The 19,094-nt window shown below is 34.4% G+C and carries 23 protein-coding genes and 2 tRNA genes; 12 read left to right on the top strand and 13 right to left on the bottom strand.

Translation table 11 applies throughout. The features are described from left to right. Positions 1–2: 2 nt before the first annotated feature. The 4 genes from METIN_RS03840 to METIN_RS03825 all read left to right on the top strand — a co-directional run bounded on the left by METIN_RS03840 (position 3) and on the right by METIN_RS03825 (position 2,461). Entirely contained in the window at positions 3–707 is a 705-nt protein-coding gene (locus tag METIN_RS03840) for a (5-formylfuran-3-yl)methyl phosphate synthase (protein ID WP_013100180.1), read from the top strand. A gap of 12 nt (positions 708–719) precedes the next feature. Continuing rightward, a tRNA-Arg gene (locus METIN_RS03835) sits at positions 720–794 on the top strand. Between the two features lie 24 nt (positions 795–818). Further along, positions 819–1,904: a formate--phosphoribosylaminoimidazolecarboxamide ligase gene (locus METIN_RS03830; protein WP_013100179.1), complete on the top strand. Its 1,086-nt coding sequence runs from the start codon at positions 819–821 to the stop codon at positions 1,902–1,904. Between the two features lie 8 nt (positions 1,905–1,912). Continuing rightward, positions 1,913–2,461, top strand: a complete 549-nt coding sequence (locus METIN_RS03825) for a methanogenesis marker 17 protein (protein WP_013100178.1) — start codon at positions 1,913–1,915, stop codon at positions 2,459–2,461. Here the strand turns inward: METIN_RS03825 and cofF are convergent. The 9 genes from cofF to METIN_RS03790 form a co-directional block, all read right to left on the bottom strand. Then, positions 2,458–3,318 (bottom strand): coenzyme gamma-F420-2:alpha-L-glutamate ligase, encoded by an 861-nt coding sequence (gene cofF / locus METIN_RS03820; RefSeq protein WP_013100177.1) that lies wholly within the window; start codon positions 3,316–3,318, stop codon positions 2,458–2,460. The two genes, METIN_RS03825 and cofF, sit on opposite strands and share 4 nt — an antisense overlap. Beyond that, positions 3,290–3,976, bottom strand: coding sequence for a hypothetical protein (locus tag METIN_RS03815; protein ID WP_013100176.1), 687 nt, complete (start codon positions 3,974–3,976; stop codon positions 3,290–3,292). Before METIN_RS03815 ends, cofF begins: the two co-directional genes overlap by 29 nt. Positions 3,977–4,020: 44 nt before the next feature. Further along, positions 4,021–4,206 carry a hypothetical protein gene (locus METIN_RS03810; protein ID WP_048203358.1) on the bottom strand — a complete coding sequence of 62 codons (186 nt, stop codon included), beginning with the start codon at positions 4,204–4,206 and terminating at the stop codon, positions 4,021–4,023. Continuing rightward, positions 4,175–4,366, bottom strand: coding sequence for a hypothetical protein (locus METIN_RS07660; protein ID WP_157198816.1), 192 nt, complete (start codon positions 4,364–4,366; stop codon positions 4,175–4,177). The genes METIN_RS03810 and METIN_RS07660 overlap by 32 nt, the downstream gene beginning before the upstream one ends. Next, the gene (locus tag METIN_RS07655) at positions 4,338–4,514 is read right to left on the bottom strand and encodes a hypothetical protein (RefSeq protein WP_157198815.1); all 177 of its coding nucleotides are present in this window, start codon (positions 4,512–4,514) and stop codon (positions 4,338–4,340) included. The genes METIN_RS07660 and METIN_RS07655 overlap by 29 nt, the downstream gene beginning before the upstream one ends. 20 nt (positions 4,515–4,534) lie before the next feature. Next, a complete protein-coding gene (locus tag METIN_RS03805; RefSeq protein WP_013100175.1) occupies positions 4,535–4,867 on the bottom strand; it encodes a hypothetical protein in 333 nt (110 codons plus the stop codon). A gap of 47 nt (positions 4,868–4,914) precedes the next feature. Beyond that, a complete protein-coding gene (gene ala, locus METIN_RS03800; RefSeq protein WP_013100174.1) occupies positions 4,915–5,883 on the bottom strand; it encodes an alanine dehydrogenase in 969 nt (322 codons plus the stop codon). A gap of 7 nt (positions 5,884–5,890) precedes the next feature. After that, positions 5,891–6,388: an SIS domain-containing protein gene (locus METIN_RS03795; protein ID WP_013100173.1), complete on the bottom strand. Its 498-nt coding sequence runs from the start codon at positions 6,386–6,388 to the stop codon at positions 5,891–5,893. 23 nt (positions 6,389–6,411) lie between these two features. Then, positions 6,412–6,522 (bottom strand) — tRNA-Trp (locus METIN_RS03790). A gap of 91 nt (positions 6,523–6,613) precedes the next feature. On the opposite strand from METIN_RS03790, the gene METIN_RS03785 reads away from it, so the two are divergent. Together METIN_RS03785 and METIN_RS03780 are read left to right on the top strand one after the other, a co-directional pair. Then, positions 6,614–7,696: an APC family permease gene (locus METIN_RS03785; RefSeq protein ID WP_013100172.1), complete on the top strand. Its 1,083-nt coding sequence runs from the start codon at positions 6,614–6,616 to the stop codon at positions 7,694–7,696. Then, positions 7,687–9,297 carry a DUF128 domain-containing protein gene (locus METIN_RS03780; RefSeq protein ID WP_013100171.1) on the top strand — a complete coding sequence of 537 codons (1,611 nt, stop codon included), beginning with the start codon at positions 7,687–7,689 and terminating at the stop codon, positions 9,295–9,297. The genes METIN_RS03785 and METIN_RS03780 overlap by 10 nt, the downstream gene beginning before the upstream one ends. On the opposite strand, the gene METIN_RS03775 is transcribed toward METIN_RS03780, so the two are convergent. Beyond that, the gene (locus tag METIN_RS03775; RefSeq protein ID WP_013100170.1) at positions 9,294–9,839 is read right to left on the bottom strand and encodes an XTP/dITP diphosphatase; all 546 of its coding nucleotides are present in this window, start codon (positions 9,837–9,839) and stop codon (positions 9,294–9,296) included. The two genes, METIN_RS03780 and METIN_RS03775, sit on opposite strands and share 4 nt — an antisense overlap. Positions 9,840–9,942: 103 nt before the next feature. Then, on the bottom strand, positions 9,943–10,320 hold the full coding sequence (locus METIN_RS03770) for a DUF5518 domain-containing protein (RefSeq protein ID WP_013100169.1): 378 nt from the start codon (positions 10,318–10,320) through the stop codon (positions 9,943–9,945). Positions 10,321–10,399: 79 nt separating this feature from the next. Between METIN_RS03770 and METIN_RS03765 the strand changes: the two genes are divergently transcribed. Both METIN_RS03765 and larC read left to right on the top strand, forming a co-directional pair. Beyond that, entirely contained in the window at positions 10,400–11,341 is a 942-nt protein-coding gene (locus METIN_RS03765) for an L-threonylcarbamoyladenylate synthase (protein ID WP_013100168.1), read from the top strand. 1 nt (position 11,342) lies between these two features. After that, positions 11,343–12,461 carry a nickel pincer cofactor biosynthesis protein LarC gene (larC, locus tag METIN_RS03760; protein WP_013100167.1) on the top strand — a complete coding sequence of 373 codons (1,119 nt, stop codon included), beginning with the start codon at positions 11,343–11,345 and terminating at the stop codon, positions 12,459–12,461. Here the strand turns inward: larC and METIN_RS03755 are convergent. After that, positions 12,442–13,377, bottom strand: a complete 936-nt coding sequence (locus METIN_RS03755) for an archaeosine biosynthesis radical SAM protein RaSEA (RefSeq protein ID WP_083771772.1) — start codon at positions 13,375–13,377, stop codon at positions 12,442–12,444. The two genes, larC and METIN_RS03755, sit on opposite strands and share 20 nt — an antisense overlap. Before the next feature lie 4 nt (positions 13,378–13,381). Beyond that, complete coding sequence (locus METIN_RS03750; protein WP_013100165.1) at positions 13,382–14,500, bottom strand: radical SAM protein; 1,119 nt, start codon at positions 14,498–14,500, stop codon at positions 13,382–13,384. Between the two features lie 28 nt (positions 14,501–14,528). Between METIN_RS03750 and METIN_RS03745 the strand changes: the two genes are divergently transcribed. The 4 genes from METIN_RS03745 to METIN_RS03730 are packed head-to-tail and all read left to right on the top strand — an operon-like array spanning position 14,529 to position 19,090. After that, positions 14,529–16,034, top strand: coding sequence for an AMP phosphorylase (locus tag METIN_RS03745; protein WP_013100164.1), 1,506 nt, complete (start codon positions 14,529–14,531; stop codon positions 16,032–16,034). A gap of 10 nt (positions 16,035–16,044) precedes the next feature. Continuing rightward, positions 16,045–17,493 (top strand): methanogenesis marker 14 protein, encoded by a 1,449-nt coding sequence (locus tag METIN_RS03740; RefSeq protein WP_013100163.1) that lies wholly within the window; start codon positions 16,045–16,047, stop codon positions 17,491–17,493. Further along, positions 17,439–18,227 (top strand): SAM hydrolase/SAM-dependent halogenase family protein, encoded by a 789-nt coding sequence (locus tag METIN_RS03735; RefSeq protein WP_013100162.1) that lies wholly within the window; start codon positions 17,439–17,441, stop codon positions 18,225–18,227. Before METIN_RS03740 ends, METIN_RS03735 begins: the two co-directional genes overlap by 55 nt. Further along, the gene (locus METIN_RS03730; RefSeq protein ID WP_013100161.1) at positions 18,224–19,090 is read left to right on the top strand and encodes a damage-control phosphatase ARMT1 family protein; all 867 of its coding nucleotides are present in this window, start codon (positions 18,224–18,226) and stop codon (positions 19,088–19,090) included. The genes METIN_RS03735 and METIN_RS03730 overlap by 4 nt, the downstream gene beginning before the upstream one ends. Positions 19,091–19,094 lie beyond the last annotated feature (4 nt).

Here is a 19,094-nt window from a genome sequence, read left to right as displayed (position 1 = left end):
TTATGCTACTCTTAGTTAGCCCAATTGATGTAGAAGAGGCTAAAGAAGCTATAGAGGGAGGAGCTGATATAATAGATGTGAAAAATCCTAAAGAAGGCTCTTTAGGAGCAAACTTTCCCTGGGTTATTAGGGAGGTTAGAAAGATAACCCCTAAATCTCTATTGGTTAGTGCTACTGTTGGAGATGTTCCTTACAAGCCAGGAACTGTTTCCTTAGCAGCCTTAGGGGCTGGGATGAGTGGGGCTGACTATATAAAGGTTGGACTCTATGGAGTTAAAAATTACAATCAAGCTGTTGAGCTAATGAAGAGTGTGGTTAAAGCTGTTAAAGATTTTGATGATAACAAGATAGTTGTAGCTGCTGGTTATGCAGATGCCTACAGAGTTGGAGCTGTTGATCCTTTAGTCATCCCAAAGATAGCCAGAGACTCTGGAGCAGATGTAGCTATGTTAGACACAGCTATAAAGGATGGGAAAACATTATTTGACTTTTTAAGTAAAGAGATTTTGGAAGAGTTTGTTTCTGAAGTTCATGATTATGGCTTAAAGTGTGCCTTAGCAGGCACTATAAAGAAGGACCACATCCCTATATTAAAAGAGATAGGAACTGATATAGTTGGAGTAAGAGGAGCTGCTTGTAAGGGAGGAGATAGAAATAAGGGAAGAATTGACAGGAATTTAGTTAGAGAATTAAAAGAGCTCTGCTAATCTTTTTCTTTTGCCCCGGTAGTTTAGTCTGGACAAAACGCCGGACTGCGGATCCGGAGATCGGGGGTTCAAATCCCCCCCGGGGCGCTAATTATTTTTAGAGGTGGGAAGTTGATAAAAAAAGAGGAAGTTATGGAGATAGTTGAAAACTATAAGAAGGAGGAGATAACAATAGCTACACTTGGAAGCCATACAGCTTTACATATATTAAAAGGGGCTAAATTAGAAGGATTTTCTACAGTCTGTATAACTGTGAAAGGAAGAGATGTTCCTTACAAGAGGTTTAAGGTAGCTGATAAATTTATCTATGTTGATAATTTTAAGGATGTTGCAAAAGAAGAGGTTCAAGAGAAGCTTAGGGATCTAAACTCTATAGTTATCCCGCATGGCTCATTTATAGCCTATTGTGGCTTAGATAATATAGAGAATAACTTCTTAGTGCCAATGTTTGGGAATAGGAAGATATTAAGATGGGAAGCTGAGAGAGAGCTTGAGAGGAAGATTTTGGAAGAGGCAAATATAAGAGTTCCTAAGAAGTTCAATTCTCCAGAGGAGATAGATAGGACTGTTATAGTCAAATTCCCAGGAGCAAGGGGAGGTAGGGGCTATTTCATAGCAAGCTCTAAGGAAGAGTTTTATAAAAAAATTGAAATGTTAAAGAGTAAGAATTTAATAGATGATGAAGATGTTGAGAAGGCACATATAGAAGAGTATGTTATAGGAACAAACTTCTGCTTACACTTCTTCTACTCTCCAATAACTAAAGAAACTGAGCTATTAGGAATAGATAGGAGATATGAGAGTAATATAGATGGCTTAGTAAGAATTCCAGCTAAGGATCAGTTAGATATTAAAGCAAATCCAAGCTATGTTATCACTGGGAATATTCCAGTGGTTATAAGAGAGAGCTTATTGGTAGAAGTATTTAATATGGGAGATAACTTAGTTGAAGCTACAAAGAAGATAGTGCCTCCAGGAATAATAGGACCATTCTGCTTACAAACTTTATGTACTGAGAATTTAGAGTTAGTGGCCTTTGAGATGAGTGCCAGAATTGATGGAGGAACAAATAGCTTTATGAATGGCTCACCTTACTCTTTCCTATATTCAGGAGAGCCATTAAGTATGGGACAGAGAATAGCTAAGGAGATAAAGTTAGCTTTAAAGCTTGATATGCTAAATAAAATTATTAGCTAAGGGATAAAATGGCTGAAATATATGTTTATTGTGAGGAAGAGGATAGTAAGAGAATATATACAAAGGTTATACAAACAGCCTTAGAAGATTTAATTTTGGGTAAGTCTATAATAAGAGTTGACTTTATTTGCAAGGAGAAGGAGCCATATTTTATATTGGGAATATTGCCAAAGGCAACCAGGAAGATGATCAAGTTAAGGGATATGGCTGAGATTGTTGAGCAGAAGAAAGAGGGGGATAAAGTAATTTATAAGTTAAAGATAACTGATGAAACCTATCTCCCCTATCTACTAAAAAAGATTCATGTCCTTGACCAACCCTCAAGGTTTGAGATTGTAACAGACTCTGAGATAGACTTAGATATGGACATTTATGATACAAGTAAAGACTTCTTAGACAAAATTATGGATTTCTCATTTAGAGTCTTCCCTGAGGGGATGAGGATAAAGAGGAGTTTTATAGACAATGCTATAGTTATCATAGCCTCTGAGAGGCCATTAAAAGAGCATGAGATAGAAGAGGCTTTAAAACTTAAAGAGAGGCTTGAAAGTTCTTAACTTTTAGCTTCCCTAACAAAGAGTTCAGCTATCTTTTTATCAACATTCATCCCTAACTTTAAAAATCCCTTAGTCCCAGGAGCAGAGTTTAGCTCAATCACATAATACTTATCTTTATAAGGAAGGATGTCAATGCCTAAAATCTTAGCTCCACTAACCTCTTTACACTTAAATGCTATCTCTTTTAGCTCATCATTTATTTTTATAGGCTCAACCTTATTTCCACAGTATAGATTAGTTTTAAAATTTTTTGAAACTCTACTATAGCCAAAGATTTCATCATCTATAACCAATAATCTAATATCTTTGTAAAGCTCACCAACCTTAAAGTCTATATACTCCTGAGCTATCAAGCTCTTCCATAAAGCTTTTTCTGTCCTCTCTCTTAGCTCTTTTAAATTATTAACCTTAAAAACTGTTTCCCCACACTTTGAAAAGCAACACTTAATAATAATGGGAAACTCTAAATTATTTTTCTCCATAAATTTTAAGGCATCTTCATAGTCTCTAATTAAAGCTGTTTTTGGAGCTAAGATATTATTTTTTTTCAAAAGCTTTATAGTTTTAAATTTATCTGAAGTTAAATATACTGTGTCCAAGGAGTTAATAAATTTATAGCCATGAACCTCAAGAGCCTGAAGAACTTGCCAGGAGAATAGGGTTAAGTTATTTTCATAAAACCCTATGGAGCATCTTGAATGTATCAGCTCAACATTTTCTAAAAAAAAGGAATCATCCATAAAAAAGTTTGAAGAAGCTAATTTTAAGATTTTACAGTCCTTCCTAAAATTTTCTATCTCTCTCTTTATTCTATAGACTGTCTCACTCTTAGCCTCTGGAGAGACTATTATTATCATCAGTATCCTCTTTAATTCTTGGTATGATGGAAGAGTCTATAAAGTTTTTATGGACAAAGTATTCCTTTGGTTGTATGATAACAGGGATGTCATTTAGAGTTATACTAACCCCTACTTTCTCTTCCTCATCTCCATATTCTAAATAGCCAAATCTAACAAACCCTCTAATAAAGAGACCTGTATAGAGTTCAGGATCAGCCTTAATTCCAAATAGCCTTAACCTTCCCCAGTCATAGCCATCAAAGACTCTAAATATTGTATAGTCTTTCCCTGTACTTGTCTTCCTATGTTGAACTCCTACAACAATCCCTACTATTATTCCCCTCTGTATTGGGGCTCCATTTATGTCTAAATAAACAATTCTTTCATCTTCATATTCCAACTTTTTTAAATATTTGGCTTTACATATTGATAGGGGGATAGGAACAGAGGTTCTCATCTCAGTTCCTTTAGCTATCTTTAGATCATCAAGGTTTCCAACATATCTTAAACTCATATCCTTAGGAAAGGGCTCATAAACTCCTAAGATACTTTCATAATCATCAGCTGTCCTCTCTAAGTAAATCTCCTCTATCTCTTCCTCTCCTTCATCAGTGATAACCTTTGAATATCTAATAATTTTATATCCATACTCATCTATTTTTATCTCATATCTCATAATTATCCCCTAACATTTAAAATAAAAAATTTATGAAAATAAATTTACTCAAAATAGTATTTATTGTTTTTTCTTTTAAATTTTGGGAAGTTGTTTGATATCTTTAAACTATCTAATATTGATTCAAGCCCTCTATATCTATTGTATTTCAAGTTCTCCAACTCTCTTATAATAATATTAGCCAACTCTTTAGCTTCATTAACATGCTCTAACTCGCTCAGAGGTTTCATAGTCAGCTATATTTCTAAGCTCTCTTAAATTTGAAAGATAATTTACAATAACTTCAAGCTCACCATCTAAGTTAAGTATGTCATCTAAAGCTTTTAAGTAAGATGTAAGTAGCCTATGAGATGATGAATTTTTAAAAATATTTAAAATTCTTTTCATCATATTTTAATATAGTGTCCCTTATTTTTAGATAAACATAGTAATAGTATCTACTTATAGTAGTTCTATAACAACCTTCTTTATCTTCATTAGATAACTTATCTCCTAATTTTTTAAACTCACCAATGTCAAAATAATGTTTCTTAAACAACTTTCACCTCAAAATAGCCTTTAAAAAGTAAGCACTATTATATCAACATCTTTTAAAAATTTCTTATATCCCCTATCTCTTAAGTATTTCCAAAGATCTTTTATAAATTTAGTTTTTTCTGAGATTGATAAATTTTTATTGATTAAAATAGTTACCTTAGGAATATTTTCTCCAAGCTCAACATCATATTTAACTTTACACTTCACATTAGAAAAATATTTTTTAACAAAATTTTTTATATTTCTATCTATACTATCAAATATACCTTTATCTATCTCTACAAATGATAAAAAATCCTCAAAAGGTTCATTAAATGTAGATTCTTCATAAAAATCTTCTACTGCTGATAACATTATGCTCACCTACACTATAAACTTGGCTCTCTCAAGATATATAAACCTTATTCTAAGTTAAATAGATCTATCTCTAAACCAACATTTTCCCTTTTAGCCTTCTCATAAATTAAAGATGCTAAGGCTACATCCTGTATAGCTAAGCCTGTGGAGTCAAAGATAGTTATATCTTTCTCACTCTCCCTAACTTTCTTTCCTAAGATAACTTCACCAAGAGTAGCATAAATATCTTCTCTCCTCAAAAGTCCTTTAGATATAGCTACATTAATCTCTCCACCATGTACAGCTTGCTCAATGTCATCAACAACTATCTTAGCTCTCAATAATATTTTCTCATCCAACTCCTGCTTTCCAGGGCCATCAGCACCAATAGCATTTATATGCATTCCCTCTTTTATCCACTCATCTTTAACCACTGGCTTCCTTGATGGAGTTGTTGTTACAAGAATATCACACTGGCAAGTTTCTTTAGCACTCATAACTTTTCCTTCAATGCCATGAGATTTAACAAACTCAACAAATTTTTTAGCAGAGCTTTCATTTATGTCATAGGCTTTAACTTCTTTAATCTCAAACTCTTCCTTCAATGCTAAGAATTGAGTATATGCTTGCCTACCACAACCTATAAAGCCAATAACTTCACTATCTTTCCTTGCCAAATACTTAGCAGCTAAACCTCCTGTAGCTCCTGTTCTATAGTTGGTTAGCTCAGAAGCTTCCATAATTGCCAAGGGGAAGCCAGTTTTTACATCATTTAGTATATAAACAGCCATAACTGTTGGTAAGCCAAACTTATAATTTTCTGGGTGAGAATTAACCCACTTGATTCCTGCATACTTTCCTAAACAAGCTGGCATAGCTCTTAAATCTCCTTTATCAAAGATTAAGTAAGATTTAGGTGGCATCTGAACCTTTCCAAGGGCATGTAGCTTAAAAGCCTCTTCCATCTTATCTATGGTTTCTCTCATGTTCAAAAATTTCCTTATATCTTTACATGTTAATATAAGAGTTTTCATACTCTCACTATAGAAGATTGTTATGATTCTTTATTATATCCTCTTCCCTTAAATTTAGTTTTCTCATGAGTTTAGCTATAACCAAATCAAAGAATATTAAGGCAAGTTCCTCAAAGGCTGTCCCCATTGGAAGGAAACTATTCTTCTCCACAGGAAGCTTTATTAACTTAATATCTTTTAAATTTCCACACTTACAAACCACTCCTATAACTTCCCCTATCTCCTTAGCCTTCTTAGCAACATTAACAACACTCTCAGTTTCTCCACTCCCAGAGATAACTATTAAAAGATCTCCTCTTTTAAATGCTGGAGCATCTGTTAAAAAATATGAATCTATATTCAAATGTAATAATCTTATATGAAAACATCTTCCTATATAGCCACTTCTGCCAACACCAAAAATAAAAACCCTCTTAGCATTTAGGATTTTATTGGATAAAAAAGTAATTTCCTCATCAAGATTCTCCAAATTTTTTATATTGTTTAAAATAATATTAAGTTCCATAACAATCCCAAAGGTTTAAAAAATGGTGGGGGTGCTGGGATTTGAACCCAGGTCCAGGGATTTCTCCTGCCTTGGTCCAGTGCCCTATAGGCAACTGGAGTCCCTGATGATAGGCCAGGCTACACCACACCCCCACAAGAAGAGGCTAAAGGATAAAAAGTTATTTGGTGTTATATAAATTTTACTTTTCACTAAATTTTTATATCTAAATTAGTTGGTGAGAGTGTGCTAACATTAAAAGATGCTATCTTTTTAACTATAACTTCAATTGTTGGAGGAGGGATATTTATCTTAGCCCCTCTAACATACTTAATGTTTGGCTCCTCTTCCATATATGGCTGGATCCTCTTAATCCCAACTGCCTTAGTTATGGCTCTACCCTTCTCCTATGCAACACTAAAAATTTCTGAGAGTGGTGGAGTATATAAATTTATTAATGACACTCTTGGTAAAAGGATTGGGATAGCTTCAGGCATTATTATGTGGCTTTCTTGTGTTTTTGCACTCTCTGGAGTAGTTTCATTCTTTAATATAGTTTTTAACATCTATTTTAGCTTTCCAATTAAGTATTTTTTGGTAATTTTGATAACTCTCCTAATTCTTTCAGGCTTAAGAATTGTTGGCTTAGCTGTAAGGATCTTAGGTTTAACAACTATTTTAACCATCTTATATATATGCTTCAAAAATGGATTTAACTTAGAGCTCTATAAATTTAATTTAAAAGAGGCTATCTTTTCAGTTTATTATTCCCTGTGGTCAACTACAGGCTGGGAAGGGGTTACCATGCCCCTCTCAGCTTTTAAGGATCAAAGGGCTATATCTTTAGGCTTAATTATAGGAACTCTAATAATTGGAATTCTTTATCTTCTCTTTGCTCTAACAGTGGTTTCACTAAATTTAAAGAGTAACAGTATAGAGGAAATTTTAAAGGCTTTAATTGGAGAAAATATCTTTTTGTATATTTGTATCCTTACTATTATAGGAAGCTGTGCCTTCAGTGTCCTCTTCACACTCTCATATATGCCCTATGGCTTTTCAAAGGATAAGATTTTTCCTAAGTTCTTTGAAACCCTCTATAGAGGAGTTCCTATTTATGGAGTTCTTTTAAATGCCCTTCTGACAATAGTTTTAATAACCCTTAATGTTAAAGTATTAGTGGATATAAGTATGTTCTTAACCTTAGTGGCATACTTTATTCTCTACTTATCAGTATTTAAAGTAGGAACTAAAAAAATTAAGTTCTTAACCTTTCTTTCCTTAATTGTGACAGGCTCATTAATTCTTTTAAGGATGGTAGTATGGATTTAGATAGGAAGTTAATTGAAATCTTGGATATATTGTCTAAGTATAATGAACCAGTGGGAGCAAAGATAATAGCTAAAGAGCTTAGCAAGAGAGGATATAAGATAGGAGAGAGGGCTGTAAGATATCATTTAAAGCTCTTAGACAGCATGGGCTTAACTAAAAAAGTAGGCTATTTAGGAAGAATTATAACTGAAAAAGGGTTAGAGGAGTTAGAGAAGGCTAATATCTCATATAGATTAGGAAATATTTACTCAAATATCTTAGAGAAGGTTATCCTCTCAGACTATCAAGCTGGTTTAGTGGTTGTGAATAGATCAATAGTTTATACAGATTATGAAAAGGCTCTTTCCTTAATAAAGAAGGTTTATGAAAATGGGTTAGCTATTGGAGATAGAGTTGGGATAGTAGATAGGGAGAAGTATATAGAGCTCTATACTTTATGCTCACTAAACCTTGATGGTCTCTTAGTTAAAAATGGAATTCCAGTTTATCACATCTGTGGAGGAATTGTTAAATATGAAAACTATGAGCCAGTTGAGTTTAAAGAGATCATAAAGTATAAGGCTACCTCAATTGATCCTCTACTGGCATTTATAGAAAGGAAAAAAACTGATGTCTTAGGGATTATTGAGAATGGTGAAGGCTACCTACCAGCAAACTTTAGGGTTATTGGAGCCAACTATAGGGAGAGGTTTGAGAGAATCATTAAAAAGTTGGATGGAATTATTTCTTATGGCTCTGAGAATGTCTTAGGCTTGGATGTTGGTGAAGAGCATATAGGAATAGTTATGATTGGTGGCCTATCTCCAATAGCTCCATTTGTTGAGAAAGATATTCCAACTGAAATTATCCCTATGTCATCAATTGTTAGGTTAAGCTCTCTCCATAAGTTGGAAAAAAAGAGCTTAAAAATTTCTACTAAAAAGGCAAATGTAAGGATAAAAACAGCTCTATCTAAGATGATCAACCTAATGGCTCATGTAAATTATGATATCTATGAGAAGGATGGAGATGTTATAGTTAACATTGGTTATATAGATAAGAAATATTTAGATGAAGCCCTTGACATCTTAAAAGAGGCTTACAGTAAGGGCTTAGGAATCTCAGATAGGTTTGGTTATGAGGTTTTAAAGGATAAGGTTAAGATAAAAACAATCTGTGCAGTAACTTTAGATGGGATAATAAATAACTTAGGAGTTCCAATTATTCCTAAGTATGGAGGAATCTTAGAAGTTAAAGAAGAGGAGATGAGATTTATAGACATCATTAAGTATAGTGGAACCTCTTTAGACCCTCATGAGATCTTCTTTAATAAGGTTGATTGTGAAACTACATTCTTAGCAGGCTTTAGAGAGATACATAGAATTTGTAGAGAGGAGTTAGAGAGAATTATTGAATTATTAGAGTGGAATGGAATTAAATGCATAGGAGAGCCAAATAATGAGCTTGCTGGAGTTAAGGTTAATAAAGATATGTGTGGAGTTATAACCATTGGTGGAGCTAACCCTCTATCCTTCTTAAATGAAAATGAGATCTCTGTTGAAATTAAGGCTATGCATGAAATTACCAAATTTTCAGAGCTTATTAGTTATAAAGATATTTAAATTTTCTTTAGTAAGAACTCTCTTAACTTCTCAAAAGCCTTCCTTCTGTGGGACACTTTACTCTTCTCCTCAATCCCAAGCTCTCCAAATGTTTTATCATAACCCTCTGGAATAAAGATAGGATCATAGCCAAATCCTTTATCTCCCCTTATTTCACTGGATACATAACCTTTAACTACTCCTGAAAATAGTTGAACTCCATTTTCATCACAGTAGCCAATAACAGATTTAAAGTAAGCTCTCCTATCACTTACTCCTTTTAGTAATTTTAATATCCCTTCATTTCCTATAGTTTCATAAACAAACCTTGAGTATGTCCCAGGAAATCCTTTTAAGGCTTCAACAAAAAAGCCGCTATCTTCAACTATTAAAGGCTTTTTTAATCTTTCATAACAGTACTTAGCTCCAAACTCAGCAACTTCTTCAAGGGTTCCCTGAAGTTCAGGATACTCTATTTTTATATTCTTAATCTTAATATCTTTTAAAATAGTTTCAGCTTCCCTAACCTTATTTATGTTCCCTGTAATAAAATAGATCTCCAATTTCCCACCCTTAAAACTTTAAAAGAGATGATGTCCCCAGGGATTAACACACTCCCATCATCCTAAGCAGAGCCAAGTCAGGGAGGCTAACCCACCCTGGGGATTATCTATTAGCTATGTAGTGATATAAAACTCCTCCTATAGCCCCTAAGATGGCTCCAAAGATAATGGAAAAGATGAACCCAATGGCTAAAGCAATACTATAAAATCCTGAGAACATTGGAGGAGTGTTAGACATATGAATTAGAAAAACCATATTTAAGATGAAGTTTATTATAAATTCAATAACACCAGCTATTACACCAGCAATGGCTCCAACCACAGCTGAACTTTCCAACTCTATAAACTCCTCTTTACTATATAAATATGTTGCCAAGGCTCCAGCAACAATATACATTAAACAGCAAAAAACTCCTAAAATCCCTCCAACAACTCCACCAATGAGAACAGGAGTTATAATTTTATCTTTGTTTATGTTCATAAGCTAAAACCTCACAATTATTAAATATAATAATGAATTTTTAAAGTTTCTCCTATATAAGGCTTTAGGTGTCATAAAAATGATTCTAAAGGCAACTGAAGAAAATATAAAAAAGGCTGCTGAAGTGATTAGAAAAGGTGGCTTAGTAGCTTTTCCTACAGAAACAGTTTATGGCTTAGGGGCTGATGCTTTAAATAAAGAGGCTGTAGCTAAGATCTTTGAGGTTAAGCAGAGGCCTTTAATTGATCCTGTCATAGTTCATATCTCAAAATTTGAGGATTTGGAGAAATTGGCTTATCCAACAGAGTTAGCTTATAAGTTAGCTAAAGCCTTCTGGCCAGGGCCATTAACTATGGTTCTACCTAAAAAGGAGGTTGTGCCAAGTATTGTTACAGCTGGCTTAGACTTTGTAGCCATAAGAATGCCAGCCCATCCAGTGGCTTTAAAATTAATTGAAGAATCTAAAACTTTTATAGCTGCTCCAAGTGCAAACTTATTTAGCAAGCTCTCACCAACAAGGGCTGAGCATGTCTATGAGCAGCTTGGAGATAAGGTAGATATTATTTTAGATGGTGGTAAGTGTGATGTTGGAGTTGAATCAACTATTATTGATCTTACTACAGAACCCCCAACCATCTTAAGGCTTGGAGGCTTAGATGTTGAAGCCATTGAAAAAGTTATAGGAGAGGTTAAGATAACCAAGGAGAATAAGAAGATAAAGGCTCCTGGGATGTTGAAAAAACACTACTCTCCAACAACTCCACTGAAAATTATGAAAGAACCTAAGCCTATCCCTAACTTAAGGTGTGGCTTATTAGCATTTAAAGAGCCAAGAGAGGGTTTTGAAGTTGTTGAAATACTTTCAAGGAAAGGAGACTTAAGAGAGGCTGCAGCAAATTTATATGATTCCTTACATAGGTTAGATAAGCAAAATTTAGATATTATTATAGCTGAAGCTGTGCCAGAGGTTGGCTTGGGAAGGGCCATTATGGACAGATTAAGAAAGGCTCAAGGTTTGTGAGATGTTTGTTATAGATCCCTTCTCCGGAGTTAGTGGAGACATGTTTATCTCAGCATTCTTAGACTTTGTTGATAAAGATGAGCTAATAGAAACTGTAAAAAAAGTTATTGATGTTGATATTGAAATAAAAAAAGTAAATAAAAAAGGAATCTTAGCTAACAAAATTGATATCAGCTTAAGGAAAAATTTTTCTCTCTCAACATATCAAGAGTTTAAAGAGCTCATTAAAAACTCTAACCTTAATAATAAAATTAAAGAAGATAGTTTAAAAATCCTTCACCTACTTGCTGAGGCTGAAGCTAAGGTTCATGGAGTTGAGATAGAGAAGGTTCATTTCCATGAGATAGCTGATTATGACACTATAGTAGATGTTGTTGGAGCCTCTTACATAATAAATAAGCTAAATTTAAAAAACAACTGTTTCTACAGGCCTATAAATGTTGGTGGAGGTTTTGTTAAAACTTCTCATGGCCTCTACCCTATCCCAGCTCCAGCAACTGCTGAACTTTTAAAAGGCTTTAGAATCTTTTACTCAAACTATGGAGAGCTAACAACTCCAACAGGTGGAGCTATTTTAAAGTACATTAATCCAAGGCTTATAGAAAGTTTTGAATACTCTTCCATCTCCTATGGAGCTGGAGAGAAAGAGTTGGAAATCCCAAATGTTTTAAGGGTTTTTAAACTGTTGAATGAGGAGGAAAATATTTACATAGTTGAGACTAATGTTGATGACATCTCTCCAGAGGTTTTAGGTTACTTACATGAAGTTTTAAGAGAGAAGGTTAGAGATCTTCACTTCATTCCAATTTACATGAAGAAGAATAGGCCAGCTTATTTAATAAGGGCTATAGTTAAAGATAACCCTAAGGAAGTGACTAAAATAATTATGAGAGAGACTGGAACCTTAGGGGTGAGGATTTTAAAATATAAGAGGGTTGTTGCTGAGAGGGAAGTGAAGAGAGTTAAAGTTTATGGAGAAGAGGTTAGGGTGAAGATAGGGAAGATAGATAATGAAGTTATTATGAAAAAGCCTGAATATGAAGATTTAAAAAGACTGGCTTTAAAATTAAAAAAGCCCTTGAAAGACCTTTACTTAGAGGTTATTGGTAAGTTAGAGTAAGCTCCCTATTTAGAGGAACAATATTTCTTTTTTCAGTTTCTAAGAATACTTCCCAGAGTTTTTTACACTCACAGCTATGCTCTAACACTTCTCTATTCTGTGTTAAGTTAAATTTTTTAATTTTTTCAATGATCTCTCTATCACATTTACACCTATTACTTGCTCCTCTCAGGGAGCCAAAGCCTGAGGTGTCACATCTAACTAAGCCATCTCTAACATTTTTTAAAACCTCTAAGACAGTCCATAAAAATGGTGGAGAGTACTCTCCTTTTTTATAAAAGTATTCTACCAAAGTATCTTTATGAACTGTTAAAGGACAAAAGGAAACTATACAGCCTAACTCTAAAGCTTTGTTTCCTGAGTAAATGGCATCTTTTATAGCATCACTCTCAGTTAGAAATGGAGGCTTTATTAAGAGGTAAGCCTTAGGAGTTAACTTATATTTTTTTATTAAGCTTATAGCTCTTACAATTTCCTCATTACTAACTCCTTTATTTAAGACTTCTCTAACTCTTTCATTAAAGCTCTCTATTCCTAAGCCAATCACCACATTATAATCCTTAAGCTCCTCTAACCTATCTTCAGTTATAAACTCTACCCTTGACTCTATATGAATCTCCTTTAAGTTTAGCTCAGACAATCTTTTTAATATATAGTCTCTAACATCCTTAGAAATCTCTTTATCATCTAAGAAGCTTCCTGAGGTGAAAATTTTAACCATATCAAAATCTTTAAATTTATTTATAGCATATTCAAACTGCTCTATAATTTCTTTATCTTTCACTTCTTTATGAGAGTCTAAGTAGTAAGAGCACATAACACACTCTCTATAACTACAACCCTTAGTTTTTAGAATTATGGTTAGTGCCTTAACTCTCTCCAAGTTGTTGGTTATCTCATCTTCTATCCAGATCATAATTTCACTTAAATCTAAGTTTTCTCTTTTTAATATGAAGTGGAATTCTCTCAACCTCTAACTTATCAACTGTTGGATAATACTCAGAGATGTAAGCAGAGAACTTTATAGGAAACCTCTCCCTCTTCATTAGGTCTAAGAGGTCTTCTAAGATAAAGGGATTTAAGTAAATCTTATTTCCATCTATCTCAAATTCAACCTCATTATCTTCCAAGATTTCAACTATTTCATTTAAGTCTTCCTCTCTATCAAAGATCATTATCCCTCTCAATAAGAGGCCTTCATCAGTAACCACTTCATAAGGCTTAGCTATATTCTTAGCTCTTCTTATTAACCTATTTTTCATCTGTATGGCATCTTTTAATATGGAAGGGCAATAGTGAATAAAGAGAGAGCCTTTAAAGTTCTTTATCACATTTAAAGCAGTCTCTTCACTTCCAGCTATAGCATTGCTAACATCATCCTTAGGATAGAATCCTCTCTTCTCCAAGTTTTCATAGTTCTCATCAGAAAACTCAAGCTCATTTATATTTAAAAAGTCTGCTACTCCATCTATTTCATAGGCTAAGTTTAAAATTTCTTCATCCATCCCAGGAATTGAAGGAATTTCCACCCCAACCTTTGGAATATATTTCTTAGCTAACCTAATCTTTTTAATTAGCTCATCAACAAACTCTTCCTTATAACCAATATTAAAAATCTTTGTTGGATGGATCCTTAGCTCATCCAACTCCTTTATCTTCTCCAAATTTTCAGTGGTTATGGTTTCAGGAGTTGTATAGAGGTGAGCATGAAAGTCTTTAAACTCTTTCTTTAAAGCCTCTAAATACTTTTTTGTTCTATCCACTCTTAATAAAGGGTTACCCCCAGTAATTCCAACTCCTCTGCTACTACAGAGCTTAGCCTCCTCTATAGCTTCTTCTACACTACTAATAAGTCTCTCATTTGCATAAATGACATCTTTATCCTTCCTCTTCTCTGAGAGAGGACAATAATAACAATTATTTTTACAGGTCCCTGTGATGAAGAGAACTAACTTCTCTCCTCTAACACACTGCTTACAACCTTCAGGTAATTTATCAAAATTTTTATTTATGTACTCCTCTATTTTTTTCACATCCATAACTATCAACTTTCTATGGTGGTATTCCTTGTTATTCCTAAAGGTTAGGTTATTAGATATAGATTTATTAGACTTAGTATTAATAAATCCTGAGGATATTAAAGCTTCTCAATATTTTCCAGGAGATAGGGTTGTCTTAATATACAAAAATAAGGAAGAGATAGGAACTATTTATTCCTCTACATTAGTTAATAGGGGAGAGATAGGGATAACTAAAGAGTTGGCTAAGAGTTTAAAGGTTAAGGAAGGGGAGTTAATAACTATAAAACATGCTGACAAGCCAAGAAGCTTAGCCTACATAAAGAAAAAGATGGATAAGAATAAGTTAAGTAAGGAAGAGATATTCTTAATTGTTGATGAAATGGTTAATAATAAGCTAACAAATATTGAGATCTCTGCCTTTGTCACCTCTCTCTACATAAATGGCATGGATATGGATGAGATTGAAGCTTTAACCATAAGGATGGCTGAGACTGGAGAGATGGTTGAATGGGAAAGCTTGGTTTTTGATGTCCACTCCATAGGAGGAGTTCCTGGGAATAAGTATGCTCTTCTAACAGTCCCTATTGTAGCTTCAGCTGGGCTGAAGATTCCTAAAACTTCTTCAAGAGCTATTACTTCAGCAGCAGGAACAGCTGATGTTATGGAAGTTCTAACAAGGGTTGATTTAAGTATAGAAGAAATTAAAAATGTTGTGAAAGAAACTAATGGATGTTTAGTTTGGGGTGGAGCTTTAAACTTGGCTCCAGCTGATGACATAACCATAAATGTTGAAAGACCTCTTGGGATAGACCCTAAGCCTCTATTATTATCAAGTGTCATGGCTAAAAAATTGGCTATGGGAGTTAGTAAATTATTGATAGACATCCCTATTGGAAGAGAGGTTAAGGTTAAGGATGAGAAAGAGGGGAACAAGTTAGCAAGAGAGTTTATAGAGCTTGGGGAGAGGTTAAATATTACTACTGAATGTGCCTTAACCTATGGAAACCAACCAATTGGCAGAGCCATAGGGCCAGCTTTAGAGGCAAAAGAGGCTTTAGAAACCTTAGAAGATCCTTATAAAGGTGCAAATAGCTTAGTTGATAAAGCTACCCACTTAGCTGGCATCCTATTAGAGATGGGAGGGATAGCTCCAGCTGGAGAAGGGAAAGAAGTGGCTGAAGAGCTATTATTTAGAAAGGCTCATGACAAGTTTATGGACATAATAGTGGCTCAGGGTGGAAAGGAGGTAAGAAGTGAAGAGATTGAAGTAGGGAAGTATTTTATAGATATTGTCTCTCCAAAGGATGGTTATGTAATTGAATTATCAAATAATAAGATAACAAAGATAGCTAAAGAGGCTGGAGCTCCAAATGATAAAAAGGCTGGTGTTTATTTAAATGTGAAGGTTGGAGATAAAGTAGAGAAAGGAGACCTTTTATTTACCATTTACTCAAGCTCCGAAGATAGGTTAAAGAATGCTATAAAGCTGGCAAGAACTTTATATCCTATAAAGGTTGAAGGTATCTTAATAAAAAGAATTGTAAGATTTTAAGAGGGAGATAATGGGATTCTTAGATAGCATATTAAATATTTTCAAAAAGAAGAGAAATATAGCCTATGCAAAAAGTCAGAGTGTTGATCTGATAGAGTTAAAGAAAAACCCTTACTATATTGTTGCTTCAGTAGAACTTGGGAATACAACAACAAAGTCTATAGTAACAGCTACCAACATGGATACTGGGAAAACCTATATAATAAGTAAAGCTGTCAGGATGACAAGAGAGGTTAGGAAGCCTAAGAAGGGGGAAAAGGTTTTTGGTAAAACACTCTGGGGGGTTGAGCTTTCAAGGGAAGCTGTGGCTGAGATGGTTAGAGATGTTTTATTGGAAAGTTTGAAGAAGGCTAACTTAACAATTGATGACTTACACTTTGTTGTTAGAAGTACAGGGGTTACAGCTGGTTTTGCCTCTCCAGAGGAGGTTTCTGAAGTAATCATAGCCTTAGCCCAGGGCTGTATGTTGGCTGGTGTTCCTCCTGCAAAGATGACTCCAGCTATGAGTAAGGAACAGTTGCCAAAGCCTTTTGATAAATACTCATTCTTGGACAAGATTATCTTTGATGGAGCTGTTACTGGAGTGCTACCACCTACAGGGAAGGAAGTAGTGGCTAATGAGATGGAAGGGGAATTAGTTACAGCTGGAATTAAAGTAGGAAGTAAATGGACACATGTTGATTTTAGAAACCCATGTATGAGTATAGACTTTGGGACAACATTAGCAGGAAGGATAACTGATGAAAAACTTCCATATTCTAATGTTATAGGTAACCTCTGTGGCTTAGCTGGAGCTATAGCTGATTCCATTGTCAGAGGTTCAGGAAAGGTTGACCCAAAAACTGGAGCTGTGTTAGATATTAAAGAGGATGGTAAGGTTAATGAAGAGAAGGCTAAGGAGTATAGTGAGGAGATTCATAAGTATATCATTATAAAGGAAGTTCCAAAGAATGTTAATAGATTTGGAACTGTCCCAGTTGATCCAAAATCTGCTGAGAAGGCTGGAACCACTCTTTTAGGCTGTGATGTTGGAGAAAATGGTTCAGATTTAGAGAAGCTTAAGGAGATTGGAAAGGAGATTTATGAGAATTATGGAATGGGAACACTTTTAAGAACCTTAGATTATACTATGGCAAAGGTTGTTAAAAGATTGGTTGAGTTAGCCCATAACAAAAACTTAATTGATGAGAAAACAGCCATAGGAGTTACAGGAAGAGCTGGAATTACTGGAAAGAAGCCAGAGATAATTTTAGAGTACTTAGATGAGCTAAAAATTTGGGATAAAGTTGAGGATAATGTTGTTTTTGTTGAGGATGGCTTAGCCTTAGGAGCCAGTGTCATGGCGAGATGTATGAACTGCTTAGGAACTCCTAAGGTTCCTATTGGAGGAGTTAGAGGAGGCCCATGTATCTTAGGGTTGAGAATGAAGTGGCAAAGAGAGAGAGGAATGATAAGATGATAACCCTAACTACAGATTTTGGCTTATCTGAGGGCTATGTAGGGGCTATGAAGGGAAGAATTTACAGCTTATTAAAGAAGTACAATAAAGGCTGTGAAGTTGTAGATATAAGCCATGAGATTGAGCCATTCAATATTTGGCATGGAGCTTATGTTCTAAAAACCTCTGTCCCTTACTTTCCTAAAGCTATTCACATAGCTGTTGTTGACCCAACTGTTGGAAGTGAGAGGAGATCAATAGTAGTTGAAACTGAAAACTTCTTCTTAGTTGGGCCTGATAATGGCCTCTTCACCTATTTAATTGAAGATTTTAAGGTTAAAAATATCTATAAAATTGATGAATCTCAATATTGTCCTTCAAAAACATTCCATGGGAGAGATGTCTATGCTGTAGTTGGAGCTGAAATTTTCATAAATGACTTCAAATTTGAAGGAGAGAGGATTAAGGAGATTGTTAAATTAGACTATAAAAATAGAGTAATACACATAGATAGGTTTGGAAACATCATTTTAGGCATTAGAGACTTCAACCTCAGGCCAGGGGATGAAGTTGAGATAGTGTTCAATGGAGAGAAAAAGATAGTGGCTAAATTTGTAGAAAGCTACTATCAAGGGAAAGAAGGATTTATCTGTCTTAGAAACTCTGAAGGGTTTTTAGAAGTGGCTAAGTTTATGGATAGTGCAAATAAATATTTAAATGTTAAGCATGGGGATAGGGTAGAGGTGAGTCTATGAAGATAAAGCCAGAGTGTGCCATCTGTATAGTTAGGCAAATTGTTGACATCTCTAAAGAGGTGGCTGATGAAGAAGAGCAATTTAATTTAATAAAGAAATGCTTTAAAGTCATTGAAGAGAACTATGGAAAGGATGTAGTACCAGCTGTTATGGGAACTAATGTACATAGATATTTTAAAGAGATAAGTGGCTGTGAAGACCCATACAAGAGGTTGAAAGAGAAAGCCAATGAGATAGCTTTAAAATACTATGACTATGTTAAAAATTTAATTAAAGGGGATGAAAGGGAAAGGTTAAGGAAGAGTGTCTTAGCTACAATTGCTGGAAACACCATTGACTATGGAGCATATAGCACAAATTTAAATATAGAGGAGGTTTTATTAAAAACCTTAAATGAAGAGTTGAAGATAGACGACTCTGAAGAGCTATTAAAATACTTAAAAGATAAAAATATTAAAAAAGTTTTATATATCTGTGACAATGCTGGAGAGATAGTTTTTGACAAACTATTAATGGAACTTATAAAGAGCTATGGGAAAGAGGTTATAGCTGTTGTTAAGGGAAAGCCTATTCTAAATGATGCTACAATTGAGGATGCTAAGGTGGCTAAGATTGATGAAGTAGCTAAGATAGTAACAACTGGCTCAGACATTATTGGAATCATTTTAGAGGAATGCTCAGAAGAGTTTTTAAAAGAGCTTGATAGCTCTGATATCATTATTGCTAAAGGAATGGGAAATTATGAGAGTTTAACTGAATATAACATAGAGAAGCCAATATTCTTTATTTTAAAGGCTAAATGTAACCCTGTTGCTCAAAATATTGGAGTTAAGAGAGGGGATAATGTTATACTAAAAAGGTGAAACA

Source organism: Methanocaldococcus infernus ME (genome assembly GCF_000092305.1).
In the GTDB taxonomy this organism is placed as follows: Archaea; AGJL01; Methanococci; order Methanococcales; family Methanocaldococcaceae; genus Methanocaldococcus; species Methanocaldococcus infernus.
Note: the sequence above shows the minus strand (reverse complement) of the source record. Positions and strands in the feature narration are given on the sequence as shown.

Bases quoted from the DNA above. Each gene is read 5' to 3' on its own strand.
- METIN_RS07660 (WP_157198816.1), bottom strand. From the start codon at position 4,366: ATGATGAAAAGAATTTTAAATATTTTTAAAAATTCATCATCTCATAGG.
- METIN_RS03770 (WP_013100169.1), bottom strand. From the start codon at position 10,320: ATGAACATAAACAAAGATAAAATTATAACTCCTGTTCTCATTGGTGGA.
- METIN_RS03740 (WP_013100163.1), top strand. From the start codon at position 16,045: ATGGGATTCTTAGATAGCATATTAAATATTTTCAAAAAGAAGAGAAAT.
- METIN_RS03810 (WP_048203358.1), bottom strand. From the start codon at position 4,206: ATGAAACCTCTGAGCGAGTTAGAGCATGTTAATGAAGCTAAAGAGTTG.
- METIN_RS03795 (WP_013100173.1), bottom strand. From the start codon at position 6,388: ATGGAACTTAATATTATTTTAAACAATATAAAAAATTTGGAGAATCTT.
- METIN_RS03755 (WP_083771772.1), bottom strand. From the start codon at position 13,377: ATGATCTGGATAGAAGATGAGATAACCAACAACTTGGAGAGAGTTAAG.
- METIN_RS03815 (WP_013100176.1), bottom strand. From the start codon at position 3,976: ATGAGATATGAGATAAAAATAGATGAGTATGGATATAAAATTATTAGA.
- METIN_RS03730 (WP_013100161.1), top strand. From the start codon at position 18,224: ATGAAGATAAAGCCAGAGTGTGCCATCTGTATAGTTAGGCAAATTGTT.
- METIN_RS03750 (WP_013100165.1), bottom strand. From the start codon at position 14,500: ATGGATGTGAAAAAAATAGAGGAGTACATAAATAAAAATTTTGATAAA.
- METIN_RS03735 (WP_013100162.1), top strand. From the start codon at position 17,439: ATGTATCTTAGGGTTGAGAATGAAGTGGCAAAGAGAGAGAGGAATGAT.
- cofF (WP_013100177.1), bottom strand. From the start codon at position 3,318: ATGATAATAATAGTCTCTCCAGAGGCTAAGAGTGAGACAGTCTATAGA.
- METIN_RS03840 (WP_013100180.1), top strand. From the start codon at position 3: ATGCTACTCTTAGTTAGCCCAATTGATGTAGAAGAGGCTAAAGAAGCT.
- METIN_RS03825 (WP_013100178.1), top strand. From the start codon at position 1,913: ATGGCTGAAATATATGTTTATTGTGAGGAAGAGGATAGTAAGAGAATA.
- larC (WP_013100167.1), top strand. From the start codon at position 11,343: ATGTTTGTTATAGATCCCTTCTCCGGAGTTAGTGGAGACATGTTTATC.
- METIN_RS03805 (WP_013100175.1), bottom strand. From the start codon at position 4,867: ATGTTATCAGCAGTAGAAGATTTTTATGAAGAATCTACATTTAATGAA.
- ala (WP_013100174.1), bottom strand. From the start codon at position 5,883: ATGAAAACTCTTATATTAACATGTAAAGATATAAGGAAATTTTTGAAC.
- METIN_RS03765 (WP_013100168.1), top strand. From the start codon at position 10,400: ATGATTCTAAAGGCAACTGAAGAAAATATAAAAAAGGCTGCTGAAGTG.
- METIN_RS03780 (WP_013100171.1), top strand. From the start codon at position 7,687: ATGGATTTAGATAGGAAGTTAATTGAAATCTTGGATATATTGTCTAAG.